The following is a 23,444-nucleotide window of genomic DNA, read 5'->3' on the forward strand; positions in this document are numbered from 1 at the left end:
ATGGCGCCGGTAACGCCCGTGCATCCGGTGTGTCAGCGTCCCGCAGGACGGGCAGGGCCGGGCATCGTCCGGCCGGGCCTGGGCCGTAACGCGGATCGTCTTTTCGTCACGGCGTACCTGCTCCACCTGCACGTCGCTCAGTTGCGGAAGAAGCAGGTCCAACAGTTCCTGATCGGAATCACGCATATGCAACTATCGGCACGTGTGTGATCAGTTGCAGGCAGTTACCACGAAAATCTTGGCAGAACCGTTCGGTGCACAGGTGCCGCGGGATCACTTTCCACCGGGTCGTGTAGATCGCACGGTAGATGCTCTCGTGGCTGATCCGCATGAGCGGGTCACCGGCGTGCTCCAGTCGTAGATGTCCCACGATCTGCTCCGGGGACCACTCGTTGTCGAGCAGTTCGATCACCAGCCGGCGCAGCACCGGCTTGTCGTGCAGGGCGGATGGTTTCGGGCGGCGTGCCTGCTGCTGAGCGCGTTGCTCGGCGGCGAGGGCACGGTACTTGACCCGGCCGCCGTTGCGGGCGACCTCCCGGCTCACCGTGGATGCCGGGCGACCGATCGACACGGCGATCGCACGGAGCGAGGCGCCGGCCTCAAGGCCGCGAGAGATCGATTCCCGCTCTTCAGGTCAAACGGCCGGCCCGGCGCACCCGCTCGGCCGGCGCGATGCCGCCGTGGTGCTTGAGCACTGTGAAGACCGACCCCGGGGGTTTGCCCAGTGCCCGGGAGATCACGCTGATGGAGTCACCGGCGCCCCACCGCCGCCACAGGTCTTCTTTCATCGCGTCCGACATTCCCGGCCGACCCATCCGAGCCACGATCCACCCATCCACATGCAGTGTTACGTTGATCGTCTGAATCTAAGGAGGCGGCCTTCAGGATCTCGTTCGCACGACGGAGTTCGGCGTTCTCTCGGCGCAGCTGCTTCAACTCCGCCGACTCATCGCTGGTGCGGCCAGGCCGGCGGCCCTCGTCGATCTGGGCCTGGCGGACCCAGCTGCGCAGTGTCTCCGCGGTGCCGATGCCGAGCTTGGTCGCCACCGCGTTGATCGTGGCCCACTCGGTCGGGTAATCCGGTCGCACTTCGGCGACCATCCGCACCGCACGGCGGCGCAGCTCGGCAGGGTAGGGAGACTTACCTGGCATGGACTCGATCCTCTCAAGAGATCAAGTCTCCACCGAACCCGGGGCGATTCACTGCCAATGTCATCTCAAACCTTGAACCACCTGGCCGGCATCCTGCGACGCCACCGACGGCAGATCAACTCCACACCACGCCGCCTCACCCCCGGCCGACAAGCCATGCTCGTCCTGGTCCACCTGCGAAAAGGCGAAACCTACGCCGAACTCGCCGCCGCCTTCGCCATCGGCCTGGCCACCGCCTGGCGCTACGTCACCGAGGCCATCACCCTGCTCGCCGCCCGCTCACCCGGACTGGACCAGGCCCTGCGCACCGCCAAACGCGCCGGATACCCCTACCTCATCCTGGACGGCACGCTCATCCCCATCGACCGTGTGGCCGCCGACCGGCCCTATTACTCCGGCAAGCACAAAAAGCACGGCATGAACATCCAGGTCCTGGCCGCCCCGGACGGCACCATCCTGTGGACCTCCGGTTCCCTGCCCGGTTCCACCCACGATCTGACGGCCGCCCGGATCTGGGGCATCCTGCGCCGCCTGGAGGCATCCGGGCTGCTCACCCTGGCCGACAAGGCATATGTCGGCGCCGGTGAGCACGTTCTGGTGCCTTACAAGGGCAAGGGCAAGCCGCAGTCCCAAAAGGATGCCAACGCCGCCCACGCCAGGCTCCGCGGACCTGGAGAGCGCGCCAACGCGCAGCTGAAGACCTGGCGTATTCTGCACAAACTCCGCTGCTGCCCGCTCCGCGCAGGTCAACTCGTCAAGGCCATCCTCGTACTACAACTCCGCGAGACCCGGTGAAAAAGGCTCACTGTAGACCCGGCTAGATGGTCACCTTCAACGACCTGATGGCCCGGATCGCCGGCCGCTTCAACAGGATCGAACCGCGTCGAACCGCCACCGCCTACATCCGCGGCCTGCAATCCGATCTGGAACGCAAGAACTGCTGGAACCTGGCCGAACACGCCGGGCTCACCAGCCCCCAGGCGATGCAACACCTGCTGCGCACCGCCCGCTGGGACGCCGACGCCGTACGCGATGACCTGCGCTCCTTCATCATCGACCACCTCGGCCACGACGGAGTGCTGATCGTCGATGAGACCGGATTTTTGAAGAAGGGCAACGGGTCGGCCGGGGTACAGCGGCAATACACCGGCACCGCCGGCCGGATCGAAAACAGCCAGATCGGCGTGTTCCTGGTTTACACCACCCCACGCGGCCGGGCCCTGCTAGATCGCCGGCTCTACCTGCCCGAACGCTCCTGGATCGCCGATCCGGGCCGCTGCCACGCGGCCGGGGTCCCAGCGCAGACCACCTTCGCCACCAAGCCCGCGCTCGCCGCCGAGATGGTCGCCGATGCGCTGGATGCCGGTCTTGCGGCGCGGTGGGTCAGTGGTGATGAGGTCTACGGTCAAGACCCGCGGCTGCGCGCCATGCTGGAGCGGCGCAGGATCGGTTATGTACTGGCCATCGCGGGGAATCTGCGGGTCGAACTGAAGGGCGTCGGCCGCGACGTGGCCGACATCGCCACCGGTGTGGCCGGCAGGCACTGGCATCGTTACCGCGCCGGTCAGGGTGCCAAAGGCCCACGCTGGTACGCTTGGGCCTGGGCTCGCATCGATGGTCCCGGCCCCGAAGCCGACGACGAAGGGGAAGGGCACGGGTATCGGTGGCTGTTGATCCGCCGCAACCTGACCACCGGTGAACTGGCGTTCTACCGCTGTTACGCGCCCCAGCCGATGCCTTTGGCGGCGCTGGTGAAGATCGCGGTCCGGAAGAGCGGGCCAACGCCCAGCTCAAGAGCTGGGCCATCCTCCACAAGTTCCGGTGCAGCCCGAGCAAGGCCGGCCACCTGTGCAAGGCCATCGGGGTACTCCAGAACTACGAAGCTGCCCAAGGATGAAAAGGGTTCACTGTATTGGGAGCCTGCGCAAGAGCCGAGAACCAGTCGAGCCCGGCGGGGTAGGCCCAGAGGTACAACCTCAGCAGCGGGTCAGTCCCCCGGTTGGCGAGCAGGTCACCGATCTGTGCATTCGTGCTGCGCCCCTGGTCAGGCCGCGCCGCGCCCCGTTGTGAGGGTGGGAACCCCGTCCCTCATGTCGCGGCCCCAGGGAGCAAGTCAGCCAAGATCGCCAAGTGGTCCGATCCCGTCACCCGCAGTACTTCAGCCTCAAGCGTCGTACCGGACGATGCCACGCAGTAGTCAATGGCTTCCGTAGGGTCCTCAGCCGGATACGTCGCTACTGCCGGTTCTGGAGCCACCACGAGTGGACCACCGTCGCTCACCCATGCCGACGCTGGAAGGTTGAAGTCTCCGCACACTACCCACGGCTCATTCAGCTTGTTTGCAATGCTGAGCAGCCGGTCAAGTGCTTCACGCCGGACGTTTTCGTCACGACGCGGCAAATGGGTGCTTCCCGCCCACAGCGCTTGCTCGGGATAGCCCACCTTGGCGAAGACGGCCGAACGAGGCTCAGACGGTTCGGAACCGTCGTACACCTTGGTAGGCCAGAGCAGTTGCCATTGCTGCACGGCCAGGATCGGCAACTTGGTAAGAAGTGCATTGCCAAAGCCGCCGCGCGGGGATTGGTCTCCGAACTCAAAGGTGGGTGTGAACACCCATGCATACCCCAGCCGTTCGGCCAGGGTCGCCAGAATCTCTGGTGTCCCCCACGACTCGTCCACTTCAACGAGGGATATAACGTCCGGATCGGTATCGGTAATGAGTTTGCTCACTGCTGCCATGTTGACGGCGCCGGACGTACCCTGCCAGGAATGAATATTCCAGTGCAGGAGGCGTACACGGCCGGCTACCTTGCGACTAGAAACGGACATGTGTGTCACGGACTCCCTAGTCGAGAAGGTTGCAGCGTGCAGCCAAGGCCCTGACATCAGACGATCGACGTTCCCGCGCCAGCAGATTTCGCACAACGCTGTGAGTCAGCCGATGGTGTCGGAGTTCATCCGGAGCAATGTTCTCAGCTTCCAAAAGTGCGGCCAGGGCGGCCGAGTCGCTCTTGAGTGCAGCATGGCTGCGTGCAACGTCAATCAGAAAGCGGGATCGCCTTTCAGAGAGCAAGCGCGGCATGCGGGCCAAGTTCACCTCGGGGACATGTTCAATGGCCTCGCGCGCATTACCCAGCTCAATCGGAATGGCCACTTTGTGAATAGCCACGTTCGTTGGCCCAAAGACTGTGCCGAAGTCGGCTCGGTCTTCTGCCAGTTCCCAGGCGCAAGCGGCGGCGGCCTTGAGGGCGATATGTGCTTCTCGCCTGTCCTCTCGCCGAGCGGAAGCGGCGGCGGCGCTAAGGAGGGCTGCCCCCCGCAGGCAGAGCACGGTTTTACGTGGCGCGTTACGCGGTGCAGTGTCGAGATAGGTTGCGGCCAAGAAGGCAGTACGGGTTGCTTCTTCGAAGTTGCCCGCACGCATGTATACCTCGGCCAGACACCGAGTCGCCGCAGCCGCGCGCAACGCATCGCAAGCGGCCTCGGCCGCTTGTATTGCACGATTGGCAGCCAGCCATGCCGCAATCGGACTGTCGGCTTTGATGAGCGTCCACCCCGCGACCGCATAAACGTCTGAGGAAAGTTGCTGTGCGGACGGCTCACCCTCGCCGTTGGCCTGAATGTGGGCCAGCTCTACCTTTCCGATGAGGAGTGGAAGTGTCTCCGCCAACTCTCCATAGTCGGAGGCAAGGGAGACTCGCACAGCATGAGCGGTGGCCTGGCGCAGTACCGACAGCGTGTTTTGCTGCTGGCTGAGTTCGCCGCCCCATGTCGTGGCTGCCTGTCGGGCAGCATCCGTAGGATTGAGCACGGTCGTGTAAATAGCATCAGCCCACGATGTGGGCGGCGGCTCGGGAATGCGTGGTGCCGATGATGTACCGTGTTCGAGCCCAAACAGGCTCGGAGTTACCGTCGCTAGCCCACCCTTAAGAAAGGTGCGGCGAAGCAGGGCGCTCATGGCCTGCCACACATTGTCGTCGGGGATTGGTTCTGCATTGGTATTGGTTGGATCGGCCGCATCCTGTGGTTCTTCTTCCTCCGATGGTGCGAACCACAGTAGATGCGCGGGGATACCCAAGATATGCGCGACCTGCGTAAGGCGATGCAAGTCATGCATTGGAGGGCCTGTTTCGATGCGGCTTATCTGCGTTTGTGTGAGGTACAGCCAGCCGCAGGCTACTGACTGCGGAATTCTTCGCCCGTGGTAATGATGCGTCCGGAATGCATGCAGCACCTTGCCCATGTGCTGTGCGGCAAGGGCTTCCTGCATCTGCGGTGTTTCCCAGAAGGAAGCGGGTACCGCTGGCGGACGGAAGAGGATATCGCGAGCCTTACGGCCACATGCGGCGCACAGGTCGTCTCGGTTGTCCCGAGCCAAGCGCCTACCACACTCACGGCAGTTGGACGCTGAGGCGCGCGCATTCATCTACATCGTCCTGTTCGGGGATGACGTTTCGGCTGTTGGGCTCAAGTCTAGTCAGCTGACCTACCCGAGTCACCGGGCGTTATGCGTCTTACGCATAGAGGCTAACCGTCCTTGGCGTGCACGCGTAAGGCCACGGGGGGTGAAACTGTGGGGCACTGCGAGAGACACGGTCGATCTCGCAGACGGCAGCCCGGGTCCTCGAAGACCAGGGGCCCGGACAGCAGGCGGGCCCGGGCGCGGTGAATCCAGCACCGGCCGGGCCCTTGATCAGATGCAGAGGTTCCGACCCGATGAAATGCGGGAGCCCGTCGAGCAACGGCAGCGGCGACGGGCTCCTTGGCCGCATTAGAGAGAGGTGCGACCTAATGGGTGAGGATACGGTGCCGCCGTACAGCGGGCAGGATGTATCCGGCAAAAGGTCCTTCAACCCGACCATGCCGAGCACCGCTCGGGTCTATGCCTACCTGGGTGGCGGGAAAGACGCTCTCCCTCCCGAGCGGGCGGCTGGTGACAGCCTGCTGGAGGGCTGCGATCTGGAGGAACCCGGGCTGGTCGAGGTGTCGAAGTGGCGGCCAAAGCTCGGCCCGCCGCCGGAGGACGTCGGCAACGCGCTGATTCTCGGCTGCCTGGCCGACTTGAACGCCTATGGCTCCCCCGAAGAATCCCGTCCCGAGGTGGCCTGATGGATTCCTTGATGCTCTACAACCCGCTCCACGCGTGCGCGGTGGCGGCGGCTGCGGAGCGCGCCCGGCAGCTCGTCGCCGCGCTCGCATCCCGGGGTGTCCACGCGGACGCCCAGCCCGGTGCCGCCACGGTCCTGGTGTCCGTGTGCCACGGCCTGGTCGTCACCGTGGCGCATGACCGGATCCACTGGCAGCCGCCGCCCGACGCCCGCGGCCACCGCCGGGCCGCCGCCCGCTACACCAGCGTGGACGATGCGGCCACGGCTCTCGCCCACGACCGTGCCCGGCTCAACCGGCCGGTCAAAGTCGGAGAGGACGCTCATGCCACGCCGGCCCGCTGACCACGCCACCATCCCGGGCGTGGAATTCCAGGCGGCCCATCAGCATGGGCACGTGTTCGTCTGGGAGGTCGAAACCGGTGACAGCCGCACCAGCGGCGTGACGGACAGCCCCTACCCGTGCGCCGAGAAGGAGATGCTGCGCGCCCTGGACTCCTACGCCTACGGGCGGGGCCGTGTCCAGCACGCTTGGGTGTCCACGGTCGGCGGCGACTACGAGTACGGGCCCACGGTGGTGACCGCCTGCCGCAGCCGTCGGGTGTCCTACGTGATCCATGGCGACGCCTGGGACGGCGCCACTGCCTATGACCTCCCCGGTCCGGAACGGCAGCGCGAGATCACTGCCCCGCCCGGTGGCATGGGCCGCCTGGTGGCCCGTGAACGCGGACGGGCGGATGGCAAACCGCCTACCTGCCCACGTCTGCTTCCTGTGCGGGCGGGCCGGAGCTGATGACCCCCACACCCACGAGCAGGTGCGGCAGCACGGCGCGGTTGCTGCCGCACCACCCCCGGCAGGTCGCCGGCAGACGCGGCCGGGCCGAAGCGGGCGGCCCCGGCCCGGCCCGCGTTTCCCTGATCGGGTACGGCGGCGCGGCCAGGACGCGCAGCGCGCCGCCGTGCCGTACGGCGGGCCGCCGAGGGCCCGCCCGGCGCGGGCAGGTACGAGGAGTTCTCCCTGCCCGCGCCACCCACACCATCCCTGCTGCGCGGCGGCCCCTTCATCGCCCGGGGCCCTACCGCGCCGCGCGGGCGGATGGCCCGCACCCTGGCCGGTCATCCGCCCGCGCCCCTCACCCCGTCTCGCCGCCACGGAGTACTTGATGACGATCGACCCAAGCATCGCGAACACCGCCCGCGTCTATGACCGCCTGCTCGGCGGGAAGGACAACTTCCCCGCCGACCGGAAGGTGGCGAAGGAGATCACTGAACGAGCCCCGCACATCCCGAAGCTGGCGCGAGCAAACCGGGACCTGCTGATCCGGGTGGTGCGGCACCTGGCCGACCACAACCTGGTCGGCCAGTATCTCGACATCGGATGCGGGCTGCCGACCCAGGAGAACATCCACCAAGTGGCCCAGGCCCTCGTCCCGGAGACCGAGGTCGTCTACGTGGACCGCGACCCGGTCGTCATCCGCCACGGACATGCCCTGCTGGCCACCAACGCCCGCACGCGCATGGTGCAGGCCGACCTGTGCGATCCGGAGCTGATCCTGCGGCGCGCGGCCGAGACCCTGGACTTCGACCGGCCGATCGCGCTGATGATGATCGCGGTTTTGCACTTCTTCCCGGACGACACGGGCGTCCACGCCATCGTCCGGCGGCTGGTGGACGCCCTGCCCGCCGGGTCCTATGTGGTCATCTCCCACGCGACGAACGACCCGATGCTGGCGGCAGCGGCCGAGGCGTATGACGTGCCCGGCGTGAAGCCCGTCCTGCGAGACGCCGGTGAGCTCACCGCGTTCTTCGCCGGCCTGACACTGACCGAGCCGGTGCAGCCGATCGACCGCATCCTCCCCGACGACGACGATGACGACGATGACGACCTGCCCGGCCTGGAGATCTACCAGAACGGCGGCCCCGTGCGGATGCCGGTATCGGTGCTCGGTGGGATCGGGCACAAGAGCTGAAGCGCGTCTCCTGCCCCGGCCGGGCAGATCCGCGCCGCGGTCCGTGCCGATCCAGGCCTGCGGCCCGTGCAACAACGGCCCGGGCAACCCCCTGCGAACCGACCTGCACCCCCTCCCGGGTGTCTCCAACAGCGACAAATAACGAAAACGAATAGGGCAAGGACGTCATGAGCATGTGGAAGCAGGTCCGCCGGCGTGAGGCCATCGACGCCCTGGCCGCCTACCTGGCCAGCCGCGGGGCCATCGACGTGCGCGATCATCGCAGCCGGGCCTGGATCACCGGGATGCACCAGGTCCCCCGGCACCGGTTCGTTCCCTGGCAGGCGTACGCGGATGCCTGCCAGGCCGGGGAGTCCTCCCGCGTGATCGACCAGGCGATCGACCGGGCGGATTGGTGGCGGGCGGCCTATACCGACTGCTCGATCATCGTCCAGCGGGCCGACGGGGCGGCCGAGGTCACCGACAGCGCGGCGGAACCGACGTGCGCCCTGCCCGCGCCGTCGACCCTTTTCCCGTCCTTGGACCTGCTCGGCCTGGAGGATCACCACCGGGTGCTGGAGATCGGCACGGGCACCGGGTGGACCGCCGCGCTGCTGGCCTGGCGGCTCGGCGATGAGGCCGTCACCACGATCGAGGTCGATCCGGCGCTGGCCGAGACCGCCGCCGCCAACCTCGCCCAGGCCCGCTGCAGCCCGACCCTGGCCGTGGGCAACGGCCGGTACGGATACCGGGACGAAGCGCCCTATGACCGGGTCCATGTCGCCTGCGGCGTGTGGTCGATCCCGCAGGAGTGGATCGAGCAGACCCGCCCCGGCGGGCGGATCGTGCTGCCGTTCATGCCGCCGCCCGCCGGGGCGGGTCACGGCGGGCAGCGGCTCGTGCTGACCGTGATGCGCGGCGGCACCGCGACCGGCCGCTTCTGCGGCCCGGCCGCCTCCTGCATGATGCTGCGCGACCAGCGTGAGCGGATCGATGAGCACGGTGAGGAGGGCGGCAGGCACACCACGACCCGCCTGGACCCGCGGGTGCTGGCCGCCCCGCCGGGCGGGCTGCTGCTGACCCTCGCCGCCCTGGCCCCGGCCATCCTCACCAGAGCCTGCTACGAACCGCACGGCGGCGGCGGGGCGTATGTGATGCGGCTGGCCGAACTCGGCGGCAGCTCCTGGGCGCGGGTGGCCACCATCCCCGGAACACCCGACGCCGACGTCCTTCAGGGCGGCGACCACGACCTGTGGGACACCATCGAGGCGGCCTGCACCGCCTGGCTGGCATGGGGCCAGCCCGGCCCGGACCGATTCGGGATGACCGTCTCCCCCGAGGGCCAGGTCATGTGGCTGGACCATCCCGGCAGGACCCTCGCCCCGCTGGCGCCGGCCAGACGCGACCCTCGCGGCTGACCCCGGCGGCTGAAAGACGCGGCTGCCTCGCCTCCCCGTGAGCCCCCCTCCGGAGGTGTCCATCTCTCCGGATGCCCCGTCAACCGGAGGGGTTCGCGTGGCCGTGGGCCTCCACCCCTGAGCCGGGGGCTCACGGCCGCACCCCTCGCACACCCATCCCCCCGTAGGGGTGGCTCCGGCGTGCCCGAAGCCGCCCCCCCTCCATCAGAAAGAAGGCAGCAGATGACGATCCTCATCGCCCGCACCTACACCTCCTGCATCCGCGTGCTGCGGAGGGCAGGCGTCCCTTGGGGGCCGGTGGCTGACGTCCCGGCCTGACCAGCATCCCCTTCCCGACACGACCCCCGACACGAGACCAATGACCCCACCAACCGCCCCTCCCGTCCCCTTACCGCGTTCATCGGAGCGGACCATCGCCCTGGCCTTCCCGGACTACATCGGGCATCTGATCCGCGCGCATACCCCGCTAGGAAGGTTCACCGCGCTCTACATCGTCCCGGTCAAGTTCCTGCTGGCCGGGATGGCGCTGCACATGCTGCTGTTCAGCCAGCTCGTCGCTGCGCTGATCGTCCTCGCCGTGCTGATCGTCCTCGCCGTGCTGATCGTCCCTGCCCTGGCCATCAAGGCGGGCGGGTGGCTGCGCCGAGGCCGGACCCGCCGACCCACCCACACCCTCGACACCGACAGCATCGATCCCTACCAGGACGCGCTGCGGGCGTCTCTCCCGCCGCCGGTCGCCTGCGCGCTGGATGAGGCCGCCGCTGCGGTGGCGCGGCACACCGGGGCCGACCGGGTGCTCCTGGCCGAGGTCACCATGCCGGGCCATCACCACCGCGGGGACTGCGCGTTCGAGTGGAACGCCACCACCCAGCCGGCGATGCGGCCGTTCCCCGCGCCGTTCATCGCCGTGGGCCGCGAACTGCTACGCGCATCGCGCCTGGACATGCTGGAGTTCGTGCTGGCCCACGAGGCCCGGCACCGGGCCTCCGCCCTGAAGATCCCCCACTTCCTGCTGCCGGTGGCGATCCTCTACGGGCCCTTCCTCGCCGGGCTGCTGGCCCCCACCGTGGCCACCGCCGTGATCGCGGCCCTCGCTGTGCGGGTCGCGGTCACGCTGAGCCACTGGGCGGTCGAACTGGCCTGCGATCACGCCGCCGCACGCGCGCACGGCGACGGCGGGCAGTTCTTCGCGACCTGCACTCCCCGCCGGTTCCGGGCCTGTGACCGTGCCTGGCCCTGGTGGCAGCGTGTTCTGGCAGCGGCGAACCGGCTTCAGCCGTCGCATCCGCCGATGTGGCTGCGCGCCTGGTACTGCCGTCGGGTCCGCCGCGACGCCCTTGATGCCTCCCATCCGCTGACGGTCGGGCTGCTGTTGTGCCTGGCCACGTACGTGCCGTCGATGATCTCGACCGTGGCGGGCTGGATGCACCAGACCAGCCGGGAAGGCGCGCAGATGCCGTTCGCCTACCACATGGCGGTGAACGCCGCGACCTGGGCGCTGGCCTGGTGGTGCGGCTCCGGGTTCAAGCCGTGGAATCGGTTCATCGTCGCCCTGGTCGTCGCCAACGTGCTGGTTGGTGTGGACTACTTGCCGGAGCCGTGGATGTCGATCGCCGATCCGCTGGTGATAGCCGCGCTGGCCGGTTGGCTCGCCTTCCGCCATCTCGGCCCGGCCGCGGGGGCGTTTCCGGTCCGGCGCAGTGACCTGCTGATATTGATGGTGCCGCTTCCGGCGATGTCGTTCGCCAGCGACATCATGATCCGGATGGAGGAGTGGCTGCCCCCGCCCGGCTCCGAGCAGAGCCAGATGGCGACGCTGGGGATCACCAGCGACGCCGAGCTGCTGGCGAAGATCGTATGGACGAGCGTCCTGGAAGAGGCGACCTCCGCGCTGCTGATCATGGGCCTGCTCCGGCGCAGCGTGCCACCGTGGGTGATCTTCACGATCACGGCCGTGCTGCGGATCGGTGTCCACCTGTACGCCGCCGGGGGCTCCCTCGGGCCGGTCGCGATGGCGGTCCCGATGACCGCCCTGTTCTTGTGCTGCCGCCGGTTGTGGCCCCTCGTCGCCGCGCACGCGATCTATGACCTGGTGGTGAGCTACCTGCCGTCGGCGATGACCACGCTCGTGATGGGCACGGTCGCCGTCGGGCTCATCGTGTGGGCGACCCGGCGGCTCACCGGGCACGACGCACCGGCCGCAGACGCCGTCACCAGGGCGGCGGCCTCCGGCAGGTGGCGCTGATGCGCATCCAGTGGCCGGACCTGCCGCCCGGCCTCCGCGATGACCTGGAGAACCGGCTCGGCGCGGTCATCAAGGCCGAGCCGAGGACCGGCGGGGCGCTGCCGGGGATCGCCGCCCGGCTATGGCACGCCGACGGCAGGACCACCTGGCTCAAGGCGTGCCCACGTGACGATGACGCCGCCTGGCTGTATGAGCGCGAGCACCGGGTCGGGCTGATCCTGCCTGGCGATGTCCCGGCCCCGCGGATGCGGTGGTCCAGTGTCGCTCACGGGTGGGTCGCCATGGCCCACGTATTCGTGGCCGGCGCACCAGTGGACCTGTCGCCCGGCTCAGGCGATGTTGCGATGGCGCTGGCGACCATCGCCCGGCTCGGCGATCTCCTGACTCCGTGCCCGCCCGGCGCGCCCCGGATATCGGACCATCTGTCCAATCTGCTGGCCAAGGCACACGCCATGCTGGACGACAGCGATAGCGCCCTCCCCCGCGCCAACCGGGCGATGTACGCCGAGGTGCTGGATGGATTCGACCCGGCCCTGGTGGGCGACACGTTCCTGCACTTCGGACTGCACCCGGGCGCGCTCCGCCTGGTCGCGGGGAACACGCTGGTGCTGGATTGGGGACTGGCCTGCCAGGGCCCGGCCTGGGTCGAACCGGTCCTGTTCGGCCCCTGGCTGATCGTCGCCGGGCACTCGCCGCGGCGGACCGAATCCCTGCTGGCCGACCTCGCGGTGTGGCAGGCCGCGCCGCCCGACCTGGTCACGCGGCTGATCGCCCTGTGGACCATGGGCCGCCTCCACAAGGCCGCGCACGCGCCCGCCTCGGCTCGCGCCGGGTGGGAGCATGCCGCCAGCCGTGGCCGCGCATGGCTGAAACTCCGGCTCGCCGGATGAGCCGCATCGCGGGCGTTGCGCCCGGGGCGCCCTTGGCCGCCTGTTGCTGCCCGCTCATCCACCTGTGCCCGCCCGCCCCGTTCTGTGTTGCGTGGGCGGGGCGACTACTGATCACGAGGCCCCCAGGAACAGTCTCATGACAACCCCCTCACCCCTCCCCGGCGCATCTCGCGCGCCGTTCCGTGCCCGCCCCTTACAGGCCGGGCTGGTCATCACCGTGGTGGCCTACCTGCCCTCGGTGGCCTTGACCGTCCTGCCGTGGCTCCCCAGCGCGCCCAGCCGATCGGTGCTCCTCACGTTCGTCGGCCCGGTGCTGACGTTGCTGCCCATCCTCGCGCTCACCGGGTACTGCCTGCCCGCGCTGCGGCCGGGCCGGCGCGCCGCCGTCGCCGGTGCGGGCATCGGCGCGGCCATCGCCGTGCCTACGCTGCCGTCCCCGTGGTCCACGGTCGTCTTCTGCCTGGCCCTGACCGCGCTGTGCGGGATGCTCGCCGTCCGTCATCTCGGTCCGGCCGCGCACCTGCTGCCGCTGCGGTGGCGAAGGGATGTGCTGCCGGCGTTGATCCCGATCCCGGTGATGCTCGCCTCCGCCGCGCTGATGTCCCTGGGCAAGGCGCTGCTGCCGCCGCCCGGCCCCGCCCAGACGCAGACGCAGGCCCTCGGCATCACCAGCGAACCCATGCTGCTGGCCTCGATCGTGCGGAGCAGCGTGATGGAAGAAGCCACCTCGGCGCTGATCGCTTTGGGCCTGCGGCGGCGCGGCATGCCGGTCTGGGCGATCGTGGCGATCAACGCCGCCGTGCGGGCCGCAGTCCATGTGTACATGGGAGGCGGCGCCTTCGGGCCGGTGCTGATGTCGGCCACGATGACGCTGCTCATCCTGCGCTACCAGAGGTTGTGGCCGCTCGTCGTCTCGCACCTGCTCTACAACCTCGCGCTCAGCCACCTCCCACCACAGGCCACCCTGGCCGGCATCACGGCGATCACCGTCGGCCTCCTGACGGTGCTCACGCTCCGGGGCGTCCGGCGCATCATCGACCGCCGCCGGTCGCGCCCCCCGCACCCCGGCCCCGGCGACCTGGACGGCTCGGCGAGCCCGCCCCCGGTCACCGTGAACGGATGGAGGCCGCCGCCATGCTGACACGCCCCCTGCCGGAGTACATGGGATTGGCGCTGGCCTGCGCCTTCTTTCATCTTCCGCCGATCCTGCCGCTACTGCCGATCGAGCTGGTCAAACCGCTGATCACGCCGCTGGCGGCGCTGATCCAAAACATCTGACCTGTCCCATCCCGCTGGTCCATCCACGGGCACGCCCAGACCCCGCGCGCCCACCCCCGATACAAAGAGCGAGGACCATGAAACTGACCGTGGTGAGCTACAACCTGAAAGACGGCGGCATCGACGACGGGAACAAGAAGCGGTTCTTCGCCCAGATCGACAGGCTGGCCGGCCTCGACGCCGACCTGATCGGCGTGCAGGAGGCCAAATACTGGCGCAAGCGCCGCCACGGGCCGCTACACGAGGCCGCCGACCGGCTCGGCATGACCGGGATCATGGTCCGCTCCAACCACCACGGCTGCGACACCGTCATACTCATACGGAAGCAGCGCGGTCTGCGCGTGATCCGCACAGACCATGACCGCTCCGGCCTGCGCTGGCACGCGCTGGCCGCCGCGGAGCTGGCCGTGGAGGGCCGGGACCGGCCGTTGTGGTTCCTGAACACCCATTTCGCGCCGTCCAGTCCTCTGCTTCGGCAGATCGAAGCCGAGACGCTGGACCTGTTCCGCGACAGAGACGCGATCTTGGTCGGGGATTTCAACGGCGCAGCGGCCGGCGAAACGGTTACCGCGGGCCCCGAGGTGCATCCGGCGAAGGCCCGCCGCAAGGCCGACCGCGGCGCGGCCGAGGCGATCGAGGAGTCCGGATTCATCGACATCGCCGCCCTGTGGGGCGATGCCACTCCGACCGTGAGCGACCCGCCCTACCGGGCGGACCGGATCTACACCACCCTGCCCGCGAAAGCGGTCCAGCACTACCAGGCGATCAAGGAGGAGGACATGGAGGAAGATCCGCACTCCGATCATTTTCCGGTGCTCGGCGTTTTCGACGTCTGACCGTCCCTCGAACGCTATAAGGAGACCCCCTTGGGCGGGCACCCATATCGGAGGCGGCTGACCGACCCGGAGGTCCTGGCGATCCGCGCCTACGCGAAGGGCAATGAGGGGGCGGCGAAAGAGCTGGCGGGCCGCTTCCCGGCCAGCCCGGCCACGCTACGCGACATCATCGCCGATAAGACCTACCGGCACCTGTTGTCGGCGGCGGAGCGGCGCGCACAGGACGAGGCCCCGCGCCCGCTACGCGTGCGCCCGGACTGCCGGAAACTGTCACCCGATCAGGTCCGGGCGATCCGCGCATACGCGCGAGGCCGCAACCCGTACACCGCGGCGAGAGAGCTACACGCCAGGCGGGAGTATCCCGTCACGGTGAAGGCTCTCGTGCTCGTCATCCTCGGCCGCACCTACCGCGACCTCCTGCGGGAGGACGCCGAGTGACGGCGGCCGGCGAGCCCGCGCCAACCAGCATCCCGGGCATGGCCTGCCGTTTTCGTGCTCACCTGCCGGGCGTTAGGCGGGGGTCAATTGCAGGAACGATCCGGCGGCAAGGCGCATCCACCCCGAGGTGGCCCGCCACACCACGTCGTCCACGTACAGGACACTGCCTGCGGCGTGACCCGCGCCGGTCTCCATGCCGATCTGCACGTACATTTCCACGGTGCCGGGCGGGGCTGTGCCGGTCACCTGGTGCTGGACCCAGGTGGCAGCGATGATGCTCCGGGCAAGCATCGGCGCGAAGGCATCCCCTAGGTGGGCCGGGCCTACCGGCATGCCGGGCGGGCGGTTCATAGGTCAACCGGCCACGCTGACCGGCAGGCGCGCCGCGGCGGCCGGACAGATGGCCGTGGCAGCGGCGTGGTGTGTTCCGGTGGGTGGGCCGACCAGGAGCGCACGTACCGGTTTCTACCGACCCAGCCAGGCCGACAAAACCCCAATTTGGTACAGAAGGCCGTCAAGAATGATCCTGGCGGTTGCAGAACCCTCTGGAAAGGAGAAAACCCGCGCGGTGCCGCTGCGAGACCTTAGAGGGCCTCCCCTGCCCTGCTCGCGCCGCTCCTGCCGGGACTCCTCGGTCATGCGGCACTCCCCGCCGTCGCAGCCTCGCAGGCCACCGTTAGGGAAACCCGAAAAGCAGATTACGACTTGGACGAGTCTGGCACCGGTGTCTTGACGCCCGCACCTCAGTGCAGGAACGTGCCAATGCAACAAATGGCACCATCTGCGCATTGGAGGACCTCGATGAGCAGATCACACGCACCCTCGACACCACCGCTCGGCCACCGCGCCCACCGTGAGTCCTGCGGGCGCCACACCATGCGGTCGGCCCCGCTCGCCCGGCCGTGCCGCACCCAGCAGCACAGGCCCGCCCGATCCGGCCTCTCCCGATGAGTACCGTCGACCGGCTGGCCGCGGTCCGGGCCGGCCTTGACGAACACCATGACCTGGTGGCCCGCCTCGATCTCCTGCACCGCCACGACGCCCCCGGCGCGGATGTGGATGAGTGGCTTGCCCAGTACCTGCGCGGCTTGCGCGGCGCCATCGCCGCGAGCGAGGCTCACTTCGCCGTCTACGAACGGCTCGTCTGCGAAGGCGAGCATGCTGCTGCGGCGGCTGCGCTCAGCCTGCTGGAGCTGGAACAGGCTGCGTTAAGGGAATGGCACACCATTGTGACCGGCCGTCCTGGATGGGTGGATGGCTCCTCCCCCGGCCTGTAGGCCCAAGGCGGCGGCTCATCGCAGGTACCCGGGAGATCCTCACCGTGTCCTGCTCGACGATCCATAGGGATCTGGCGGGCTGCCCGCAGGGCAGGCCAAGGACGCTGATCATCCAATGGGATGCGACACCTCCGCAGGCTGTCCGACGACCGGTGAGCGCCGGATCTTGAGGGTAGCCTCGCTGGAGCGTAAGCGGATGGCGGCCGGATCGCTCATCCGTTATGGGGCGGGGCGGGCGGCGGCCTTCCCAGCGAAGGCTGTCTTTTGGGGAAAGAGGGGTGACAGCCTCCTCCACCGATCCGTCACCGACGCCGACGATGTTCCTGATGCCGTGCTTCGACCGCGCTGGTCGGGCAGCGCAGACTCGAAGGCATCATGGCCACCGGCAGGCTCGCCCGGCGCCGCCAGCGCTACACCCGCCACGGCTACGCCTCCGTACACTGCATCGTCAGGTGAGGCTCACGTCGCTGGAGGCCGGCCAAGATCCTCCCACCGGCCGAGCCGGTCGCAGATCATGTGGCGGTCGGCTGCTTCGCGGGCGAGCACCTGCTGGTGGGTGACCGGGTCGCGGTGGGCTTCGATCGCCGTGCGCACGAGGGCGGCGAGGACGTCCGGCGGGAGCGCTTCGGCCTGGGTGGTGGCGGTACCGGAAAAGGAGCGCCGGTCGGTGGCCTTGGGCGGCGCGGCCGGCAGACGGTAGGTGAGCACCTGCTCGGCAGTGACGGCGACCCGCTCGAACGCCACCTCGGCACCGGCCGCCGCCGCGAACGCCGTGACGTCTTCGGCGAGCGAACGGAACAGGTGTTCGCCACCCGGGTCATGGTCACCCAGGTTTCTCCGGAGCGCTCAACCGTTGCCGGGAGCATCTCCGCAGCTCAGAGGCTGTCGAGGTGACTGTAGCGGATGCAACAGGTGTGGTGCACGGGGCTACTCATCTTGCTCGCTCTCGATTGGCGACTCGCCTCGAACGATCTTCTTCACCACGGCTTGCAGTGAGCGCAGCAACTCCCGCTCGGCACCTTCCGTTCTGAACTCGATGTTCCACTGCCGGACGTCGTCGACCAGGCCCTGGATCGTCTCGTCGAGCCGCTGCCGCAGCAACCCGGGGCGGAGGGCTTCGACCTCGACGGCGGTGTGCGGATCGATACCTTCGCGCAGGCACTCCTGGCGGTAGCGGGCGAAGTTGACGTCGCGGGTGTTGACGTCATGGGTGGTGAGCCGGCCGGAGCGGACGTCATCGGCGGTGATGGCGATCTGCCTGAACTCCAGGTCGAGTTCGCCGTTGCCGTAGCGGTCCATCCGCTCGACCACGGAACGAGGGACACATCTGCCGGTGGGGTCCCAGTCGCCGCAGAAGACCACCGTCACTCCTTTGCCCTGGTGCGCGTACTGCTGTACCGCCTCGTAGACGAAGGTCTTGGAGGACTGACCGCGACAGGAGTACAGGCCCACGCCCCAGGCCGAGGTGATCGGCAGGAGCACGCCACCGACCGAGTCACTCTCGCACCAGACCTCAACGCGGCGAGACTGCGAGGCCCACAGGTTGCGCCGGTAGGTCTCGATGTTGCGCTGCATGGCGTCGTCGAGCGAGTCGTACTGGGTCTCCTGCCGGACCATGCGGGTTCCGTCGGTGATCCACTCCCAAGGCAGCCGCCCGGTCTCCCGCAGGTGACCGACCTCGCGGACGACGACCGAGTAGTTCCGGCGGGAGTGGCCGGTGTCCTTATCCCACACAAGCCCGATGCCGAGGTAGTAGACGTGGCGGACGCTGCACGGCTGTGCCGCCTCCGCCAGCTCACATATCGCTGCCCGTAGGGCCTCCACCTGCGCTTTTGTGCGGCGAGGCCGTTTTACGGAGCTAGCGCCATAACTCGCCATACCCCCAGTGAACGCCCTGTGCGGTGCCGCCGTCACCGCCTCGGGCGCCGCGTGTTTCAGCTGATCACGGGCTGCTTGATCAATCGGCGTGGCGGTTGAGCTGGGCCATCAGCTCCCGGTTTGCCGCCCGGGCCCGCCTGAAGGTCGTCGTCTCGGTCAGCGAGTTGGAGTTGCAGGTCCACGATCTGCTGTTCCAGGGTCGTGATGCGGGCTTTGAGCTGGTCGATGTCATCGCCTCCGCCGATCCCTGCTTGGCGATAGACCTGTTCGCCCAGCCTGGCTGAGCCGGTTCTCCAGGTGGCGGACCTGGGCGGCGAGGCGGGCGGTGCGGGTGTCGGCGGCCAGCAGATCGGCCTGGAGCGAGGCGCGCGAGACAGCTGGGCCCTTCCCACCCGCGACGGCTTGAGGTTCGGCCGCTTGCGCGTGGATCTGGGCGAGCAGATCTCGGTGGCGGTAGAGGAAGGTGCGGTCGACGCCGGCGAGCCGTGCGATCTGGGAGACGGTGATGTCCATTCCCTCGCGGGCGGCTTGGTTGAGGGCGGCGATGACCCGTCCGCGGCGGCGGCCGGTGTCGGCCCGGCGGCCCGGCGGCATCGCCTCGATGGAGGCGTCGGGCATGGTGCCGCCCCTTGTCTTGGTGGGCGTCAGTGTGCGGGCCTTTCCGGTCGCAGATCGCGCAGGGGCTGGTGGATGCGGGGCATGCCGAGGAAGGTGGCGCGCGTTTTGCGGACGGTCGCGGCGGCGTCCTGGATCTGCTGGCGTTCGCCGTCGGTGAGGTGGCCGAGTTGCTCGGTGATGCGGCGGATCAGGCGGCGCAGCCGGTTGATCTCCTCATCTGAGGGGGTGGCTTCGGCGATGGCCCAGTCGTCGGCTTCGGCCATGGAGGCGAGGCGCTCGCGGTTGCGGAGCAGGTCGTCGAGGTAGGCGCGCAGGTCGGACAGATAGGAGACGTCGGTGCTGAAGTGGTCGCAGCCGACGCAGCGGAACCTCAGCGGGGGCGATGCAGGCGATCGTCCGTGAGGCCTTCCAGCAGACGGTGGCCGAGCAAGACGATGAGCATCGCGGCCCGGCCGCGTTCGCCGAGGCGTGGAAGGCCCGCCTGGATGCTCTGTTGACGCAGGAGACCGTGGCGGTGACGGGCTGGGGCGAGATCGCGATCGCCGGGCTGGACACCGATCTGGGGTGGAGCCTGTACCAGGCGGCCGGCCGTGCCCGAGCAGAGGCGATCATGCGGGCCGCCGCCACGCCCGGCCGTCGTCGGGGGCCGGATGACGGGCCGGCCGTGTCGTATGAGTTCTCGATCGCCGCCGAGGGAGAGGGCTCGCTCGGGGATGTCCACTATGCGATCTGCGCGCCCTGCGGGATCGGCCTGCTGAAGAAGATCAGCTTCTCACCCGAATGGCACTATTGCGGATTCGGCACGCTGGCCTTGCGCGAGATGGAGGCCCGTCACCCGGACCTGAGCTGGTACACCACCGGGCAGTACGCGCATGCCCAGGGCTTTTATCAGCGATATCGGCGCCGCAGCGACAGCCCCTGGACCGCCGGCCAGCACCCCTGCCCGCACTTTTGAGCCCCCGGCTCGCCTCTCGCCCGCGCCAGGCCCCAAGCGCCGACCTGCGCCACGAAGGTGAGACGGAGCCGGAACAGCGCCCCGGCTCCCGCTCAAGCCCCGCGCCCCGGTACCGGTCAGGTGTAGGTGCGCAGACACGATCGGCCGATCTTGCTCAGGTCCAGGTTCACCCCCACGCCGTAGTGGTCGCCGCTCGATCCGGGATCGACACACCGGTAGCCGGTGATGGCCGCAACCAGCGCCGCAGTGACGTGGATCTGGCCACCACGCAACACCAACCCCGCCCTCCCCATGGACGCAAGCAGCGACAGCTCCGCCCGATCGAACGCCACCTTGGCGCGACGTCGGTCAGGGCGCCGCCGCGCAGGCGCCGGGCCGCGATCGTGAAGGCGTCAGCGTCGCTGACGAGTGATAACCGGCACGCCGCAACCCAGCTCGACCCAGTCGTGCGCGAGGCCATCGCGCAACGGACCGAGCTGACCGCCCCCGCCACCGGCCGACCCGCCCCAGACCAACGCTCCACCACATCGCCAGGCCCCCTCACCCGCTACGGAAGATCGATCGCATGAGCGGGGACGCCCTCGATCAGCAGGCCGGGGCTGGCCCAGGCATCCAGCACCGCATCACAACGGCGCTCTCGGGGCCGGGCGCGCAGGACCTGGTCACGGTAGGCCAGGGTTAGCGGGATCCCAAGGTAGGCGCGGCCGGGCGGATCGTGCCAGGTCGGATCAACCACGACCTCGCCATCAGCACACCACGCGTGCTCGACGGGGAGGACCTGGCCGTCGCCCAGATCGGGGGCCGCGAACCCCTCGATGTAGCACAAGCCGGGCACGGCGGCCGCCAGCCGGGCGGCGTTGCGATGGCAGGCCTTGGCCGGTCCTCGCCGACGGCTGTGGCCTGCCGGGAACGCCGCCGGCCGGTACCACCGGCCCATCTCCAGCACCAGGGCGTACACGGTCCCGTAACGGCGGCCACGGGCGGTGGCGTTGATCTGCGCCCACTCCGTCAGCAACGCCAGCATCTCGGCCGTCACCATCTCGGCCGTCACCGGATCGCCCGCCCGGTGTTCAGTCCTCGCCATGAGGAAAAGGTAGGCGTTCATCGCCTGCGTGGCCCGCGAGCTTCACGTCCGTCGTGTCAGGCAGGCGGCGGCAGGCCCGCCAGGCGTCCATCGCCTGCTGAAGCAGACGCAGGTGCTCACTGGCAGGCTCTGCTCCGCGGGGATCTCGCGGGGCGGTGGGAGTGGTGTCGTCTGTGGCCATGTACCCGAGCTTGTCACCGGGCCTGTCGTAGTACGCCGGTCTACGGCTATGTGCCGGGAAAAGGAAGGGTATGCGGGTTTCATCGCCTCCCAGGGGCCCGGGGTGCCCGACGGCCGGGGCCCCGCTCCAGGGGAAGACCGCGAAGGCGGCCGCTCCTCGATTCCGCCGACCGGGACACCTCATGCGTGCGGCATCGATGGCGATGCACAGGATCTGGCGAAGCACGGCCGGGAGCACGGCCGATCGCCGGCCGGGCGCCGCGGGCGGTCTCGATGAGGGTGTCTCGGTCGTGTCCAACGCGGCCGGCCGCCTTCAGGGTGCGGCGCGTGGCATGAAGGGCGCGGCCAGGCTCAGCTCACCCCTAAACTAAGTCCCCCTATCACCCCTCACCCTTCTCCAGCCCCACAGGGCCGCGATCACGGCGGTGTGCCGGCCGTCCGGGGGCGTGTCACCAGTCCAGTTCCTGCACTGAGGCGCCTTCGCAGGCCGCCATGGCGTTCTTCAAGTCGATCTTGCAGGGGCCGGGCAGCGGGCCAAGAACACAAACGGGTGCCCCAGCGTGTGCGGCCCTTCCGGTCGGTTCCAGGCTCATGATCGCCATGTACGCGCGAGCCAGCGCGGCCTGCTCATTCGGGACGCGGCCACGCGCCTTCACCACCCACCGGATCCACGCGTTGACCGACTCGATCGCATTGGCCGAGCAGATCACCCGCCGGACCTCGCATCGGAGTGCAGAAACGGAACGAACTGCGCCCCGGCCTTCTCCCACGACCTTCACGACCGCCGGACATCGGCCGCCCCACCTCTCGGTGAACTCCTAGAACCACCCCCGGCTCCCCCCATCATTGCGGCTCGGCCCCGGTACAGGGGGGCGTGTACTCCAGGCTGCCGGCCCATCGCGCCCGTGGCGGCGCGCTGTACTCCGCCCGCGAGATGCCGGTACCGATGAGCCGGCACGCCTTCGGCACCGAGTTCGCGGCGGCTCGAAACGGTAACGGCCGGGCGCGGAGCCGACCGGCAGATCGCCTCCCAGGCCGCCGTTCACCTGCAGGTACAGACGCTGCGGTCGTACCTCGGCGGGCGGGTAGGCCGGCAGGTTGCGCCACTCCTCGGCACCCCTGACGTAGATGCGCACGGGCGCCTTGCGCAGGCCGCTCCGGTCTTTCAGCAGGTGGGTACGGAGCCAGGTGAGGCTCTCCCGCAGGGCCGTCATCGACAGCTCGGCATCCCAGTGCCGCCACGGCCCGATGGTCAGATATGGCTCGCCCCCTGCGTTCCGCATCGTCTGGTAGTCGCGGACCAGGCCGGGCAGCGCGAAGTCGTCCCAGCCGCTGACCAGATGGTTGGGGGCGGTCACCGTCGGCACCGCCTGGCTGTGGTCGCCGCGCGACCACCATGGGTCATCAGCGTCGGGATGCGCGAGCCAGTCCCGCCAGTGCGGGGCCACAGCGCCGATGGCGATGGTGTCGGCCTCGGTGAGCGGGAGGAGGCGAGCGGCCTGCGCCCGCTTCTTGCCGCCTAACGCCACAGCGGACAGGTAGGCGGAAAGCGGCTTCTCCTGGTTGGCGACCATGCTGATCCAGCCGAGGAAGAGCTCTGCTCCGCCATCAGGCGAACACCCTTGCCCACGACCGCGCTGTGATCAGCATCCACCGCTGTGGGTCAGCCTGACGCGGAAGGCTATCAACCTCGGCATGCCAGCCTCCCGGCCATTGCTGGCCGCACCATCTCTCTTCCCCGCGCCCAGCCAGGAGCCTGTTGAACACCGGCTCGAAACAGTGTTGACGAAGCGCCATATAGCTCGTCATCGACGCGCTACAAACAACCGCGCAGACCCGCGGTGGATGCCTGGACGGCGCGACCTTTCACAGCGACAACGGGGCCCGGTACTGCTAGCCCCGTTTTCCGCACGTGAGTGATCTTCAGCGGAGGTCTCGTGGATCGATGTCGAGGAGGTCCAGGAGATCGAGTTGGAGATCGGTGGGGTGCGGGATGATCGGGGGTGATTGGCCGGTGCCCGGGATCAGCCGGATACCGGCCAGCGCGTCGAGGATGAGCTTGCCGGTGGGCACGGCGGGCCGTCCGGCGTACAAGCCGTCCATCTTGGCCTGGCCGCGAGCCGCCAGGGCGTGGCGGACCT

Annotated in this window: 26 protein-coding genes and 5 pseudogenes; 16 read left to right on the forward strand and 15 right to left on the reverse strand. The window is 68.8% G+C overall.

The window, feature by feature from the left end:
- The 3 pseudogenes from DP939_RS48455 to DP939_RS44190 form a co-directional block, all read right to left on the reverse strand.
- Positions 1-186, reverse strand: a pseudogene (locus tag DP939_RS48455) (hypothetical protein); the annotation flags it as partial.
- Positions 179-619: pseudogene (locus tag DP939_RS47435) on the reverse strand (transposase); the annotation flags it as partial. The pseudogenes DP939_RS47435 and DP939_RS48455, both read right to left, overlap by 8 nt.
- 248 nt (positions 620-867) lie before the next feature.
- Positions 868-1,152: pseudogene (locus tag DP939_RS44190) on the reverse strand (transposase); the annotation flags it as partial.
- 57 nt (positions 1,153-1,209) lie between these two features.
- Here DP939_RS44190 and DP939_RS44195 point away from each other — a divergent pair.
- The 3 genes and pseudogenes from DP939_RS44195 to DP939_RS48460 all read left to right on the forward strand — a co-directional run.
- Complete coding sequence (locus tag DP939_RS44195) at positions 1,210-1,947, forward strand: transposase family protein (RefSeq protein ID WP_113986832.1); 738 nt, start codon at positions 1,210-1,212, stop codon at positions 1,945-1,947.
- Positions 1,948-1,994: 47 nt separating this feature from the next.
- Positions 1,995-2,915: pseudogene (locus DP939_RS47440) on the forward strand (IS701 family transposase); the annotation flags it as partial.
- Positions 2,912-3,049, forward strand: a pseudogene (locus tag DP939_RS48460) (IS5/IS1182 family transposase); the annotation flags it as partial. The pseudogenes DP939_RS47440 and DP939_RS48460, both read left to right, overlap by 4 nt.
- Positions 3,050-3,240: 191 nt before the next feature.
- Here DP939_RS48460 and DP939_RS48465 read toward each other — a convergent pair.
- Both DP939_RS48465 and DP939_RS45815 read right to left on the reverse strand, forming a co-directional pair.
- Positions 3,241-3,882 (reverse strand): endonuclease/exonuclease/phosphatase family protein, encoded by a 642-nt coding sequence (locus tag DP939_RS48465; protein WP_158579008.1) that lies wholly within the window; start codon positions 3,880-3,882, stop codon positions 3,241-3,243.
- A gap of 115 nt (positions 3,883-3,997) precedes the next feature.
- Complete coding sequence (locus DP939_RS45815; protein ID WP_147268404.1) at positions 3,998-5,422, reverse strand: hypothetical protein; 1,425 nt, start codon at positions 5,420-5,422, stop codon at positions 3,998-4,000.
- A gap of 521 nt (positions 5,423-5,943) precedes the next feature.
- On the opposite strand from DP939_RS45815, the gene DP939_RS44215 reads away from it, so the two are divergent.
- The 11 genes from DP939_RS44215 to DP939_RS44255 all read left to right on the forward strand — a co-directional run bounded on the left by DP939_RS44215 (position 5,944) and on the right by DP939_RS44255 (position 15,311).
- Entirely contained in the window at positions 5,944-6,261 is a 318-nt protein-coding gene (locus DP939_RS44215; RefSeq protein WP_113986834.1) for a class I SAM-dependent methyltransferase, read from the forward strand.
- Entirely contained in the window at positions 6,261-6,602 is a 342-nt protein-coding gene (locus DP939_RS44220; protein ID WP_113986835.1) for a hypothetical protein, read from the forward strand. The genes DP939_RS44215 and DP939_RS44220 overlap by 1 nt, the downstream gene beginning before the upstream one ends.
- A gap of 19 nt (positions 6,603-6,621) precedes the next feature.
- Positions 6,622-7,050 carry a hypothetical protein gene (locus DP939_RS46625; RefSeq protein WP_158579009.1) on the forward strand — a complete coding sequence of 143 codons (429 nt, stop codon included), beginning with the start codon at positions 6,622-6,624 and terminating at the stop codon, positions 7,048-7,050.
- Between the two features lie 370 nt (positions 7,051-7,420).
- Positions 7,421-8,227: an SAM-dependent methyltransferase gene (locus tag DP939_RS46630; protein ID WP_158579010.1), complete on the forward strand. Its 807-nt coding sequence runs from the start codon at positions 7,421-7,423 to the stop codon at positions 8,225-8,227.
- Positions 8,228-8,394: 167 nt separating this feature from the next.
- A complete protein-coding gene (locus DP939_RS44230; protein ID WP_113986837.1) occupies positions 8,395-9,624 on the forward strand; it encodes a methyltransferase domain-containing protein in 1,230 nt (409 codons plus the stop codon).
- A gap of 358 nt (positions 9,625-9,982) precedes the next feature.
- Entirely contained in the window at positions 9,983-11,869 is a 1,887-nt protein-coding gene (locus tag DP939_RS44235; RefSeq protein WP_113986838.1) for a CPBP family glutamic-type intramembrane protease, read from the forward strand.
- Positions 11,869-12,759: a phosphotransferase family protein gene (locus DP939_RS44240; protein ID WP_147268405.1), complete on the forward strand. Its 891-nt coding sequence runs from the start codon at positions 11,869-11,871 to the stop codon at positions 12,757-12,759. The genes DP939_RS44235 and DP939_RS44240 overlap by 1 nt, the downstream gene beginning before the upstream one ends.
- A gap of 136 nt (positions 12,760-12,895) precedes the next feature.
- Positions 12,896-13,900: a CPBP family intramembrane glutamic endopeptidase gene (locus tag DP939_RS44245; RefSeq protein ID WP_113986840.1), complete on the forward strand. Its 1,005-nt coding sequence runs from the start codon at positions 12,896-12,898 to the stop codon at positions 13,898-13,900.
- Complete coding sequence (locus DP939_RS46635; protein WP_158579011.1) at positions 13,879-14,037, forward strand: hypothetical protein; 159 nt, start codon at positions 13,879-13,881, stop codon at positions 14,035-14,037. The genes DP939_RS44245 and DP939_RS46635 overlap by 22 nt, the downstream gene beginning before the upstream one ends.
- A 77-nt stretch (positions 14,038-14,114) precedes the next feature.
- Positions 14,115-14,873, forward strand: coding sequence for an exonuclease/endonuclease/phosphatase family protein (locus DP939_RS44250; protein ID WP_113986841.1), 759 nt, complete (start codon positions 14,115-14,117; stop codon positions 14,871-14,873).
- A gap of 30 nt (positions 14,874-14,903) precedes the next feature.
- Positions 14,904-15,311, forward strand: a complete 408-nt coding sequence (locus tag DP939_RS44255) for a hypothetical protein (RefSeq protein WP_113986842.1) — start codon at positions 14,904-14,906, stop codon at positions 15,309-15,311.
- Between the two features lie 72 nt (positions 15,312-15,383).
- Here DP939_RS44255 and DP939_RS44260 read toward each other — a convergent pair whose 3' ends face one another.
- A complete protein-coding gene (locus tag DP939_RS44260) occupies positions 15,384-15,602 on the reverse strand; it encodes a hypothetical protein (RefSeq protein WP_147268406.1) in 219 nt (72 codons plus the stop codon).
- Between the two features lie 656 nt (positions 15,603-16,258).
- Here DP939_RS44260 and DP939_RS45820 point away from each other — a divergent pair.
- Entirely contained in the window at positions 16,259-16,588 is a 330-nt protein-coding gene (locus DP939_RS45820) for a hypothetical protein (RefSeq protein WP_147268407.1), read from the forward strand.
- Between the two features lie 459 nt (positions 16,589-17,047).
- On the opposite strand, the gene DP939_RS44270 is transcribed toward DP939_RS45820, so the two are convergent.
- From DP939_RS44270 to DP939_RS44285, 4 genes are all read right to left on the reverse strand, one after another.
- Positions 17,048-17,332, reverse strand: a complete 285-nt coding sequence (locus DP939_RS44270; RefSeq protein WP_113986845.1) for a hypothetical protein — start codon at positions 17,330-17,332, stop codon at positions 17,048-17,050.
- A gap of 183 nt (positions 17,333-17,515) precedes the next feature.
- Positions 17,516-18,412: a hypothetical protein gene (locus tag DP939_RS44275; protein WP_147268408.1), complete on the reverse strand. Its 897-nt coding sequence runs from the start codon at positions 18,410-18,412 to the stop codon at positions 17,516-17,518.
- 282 nt (positions 18,413-18,694) lie between these two features.
- A complete protein-coding gene (locus tag DP939_RS44280) occupies positions 18,695-19,084 on the reverse strand; it encodes a DUF6262 family protein (protein ID WP_199565831.1) in 390 nt (129 codons plus the stop codon).
- A 26-nt stretch (positions 19,085-19,110) separates the two neighbouring features.
- Entirely contained in the window at positions 19,111-19,347 is a 237-nt protein-coding gene (locus DP939_RS44285; RefSeq protein ID WP_199565832.1) for a hypothetical protein, read from the reverse strand.
- 119 nt (positions 19,348-19,466) lie between these two features.
- On the opposite strand from DP939_RS44285, the gene DP939_RS44290 reads away from it, so the two are divergent.
- Entirely contained in the window at positions 19,467-20,039 is a 573-nt protein-coding gene (locus DP939_RS44290) for a GNAT family protein (RefSeq protein WP_113986848.1), read from the forward strand.
- A gap of 116 nt (positions 20,040-20,155) precedes the next feature.
- Here DP939_RS44290 and DP939_RS46640 read toward each other — a convergent pair whose 3' ends face one another.
- From DP939_RS46640 to DP939_RS46645, 5 genes are all read right to left on the reverse strand, one after another.
- The gene (locus tag DP939_RS46640) at positions 20,156-20,317 is read right to left on the reverse strand and encodes a hypothetical protein (RefSeq protein WP_158579012.1); all 162 of its coding nucleotides are present in this window, start codon (positions 20,315-20,317) and stop codon (positions 20,156-20,158) included.
- Positions 20,318-20,586: 269 nt separating this feature from the next.
- Positions 20,587-21,123 (reverse strand): hypothetical protein, encoded by a 537-nt coding sequence (locus tag DP939_RS44300; protein ID WP_147268409.1) that lies wholly within the window; start codon positions 21,121-21,123, stop codon positions 20,587-20,589.
- Between the two features lie 629 nt (positions 21,124-21,752).
- Positions 21,753-22,082 carry a transposase gene (locus tag DP939_RS44305; RefSeq protein WP_113986851.1) on the reverse strand — a complete coding sequence of 110 codons (330 nt, stop codon included), beginning with the start codon at positions 22,080-22,082 and terminating at the stop codon, positions 21,753-21,755.
- Between the two features lie 39 nt (positions 22,083-22,121).
- Complete coding sequence (locus tag DP939_RS44310; protein ID WP_225878932.1) at positions 22,122-22,883, reverse strand: CocE/NonD family hydrolase; 762 nt, start codon at positions 22,881-22,883, stop codon at positions 22,122-22,124.
- Between the two features lie 343 nt (positions 22,884-23,226).
- A partial coding sequence (locus DP939_RS46645) for a hypothetical protein (protein ID WP_199565154.1) occupies positions 23,227-23,444 on the reverse strand: 218 nt, incomplete at its 5' end.

Origin of the sequence: Spongiactinospora rosea, assembly GCF_003315795.1 — a bacterium.
GTDB classification, from domain to species: Bacteria; Actinomycetota; Actinomycetes; order Streptosporangiales; family Streptosporangiaceae; genus Spongiactinospora; species Spongiactinospora rosea.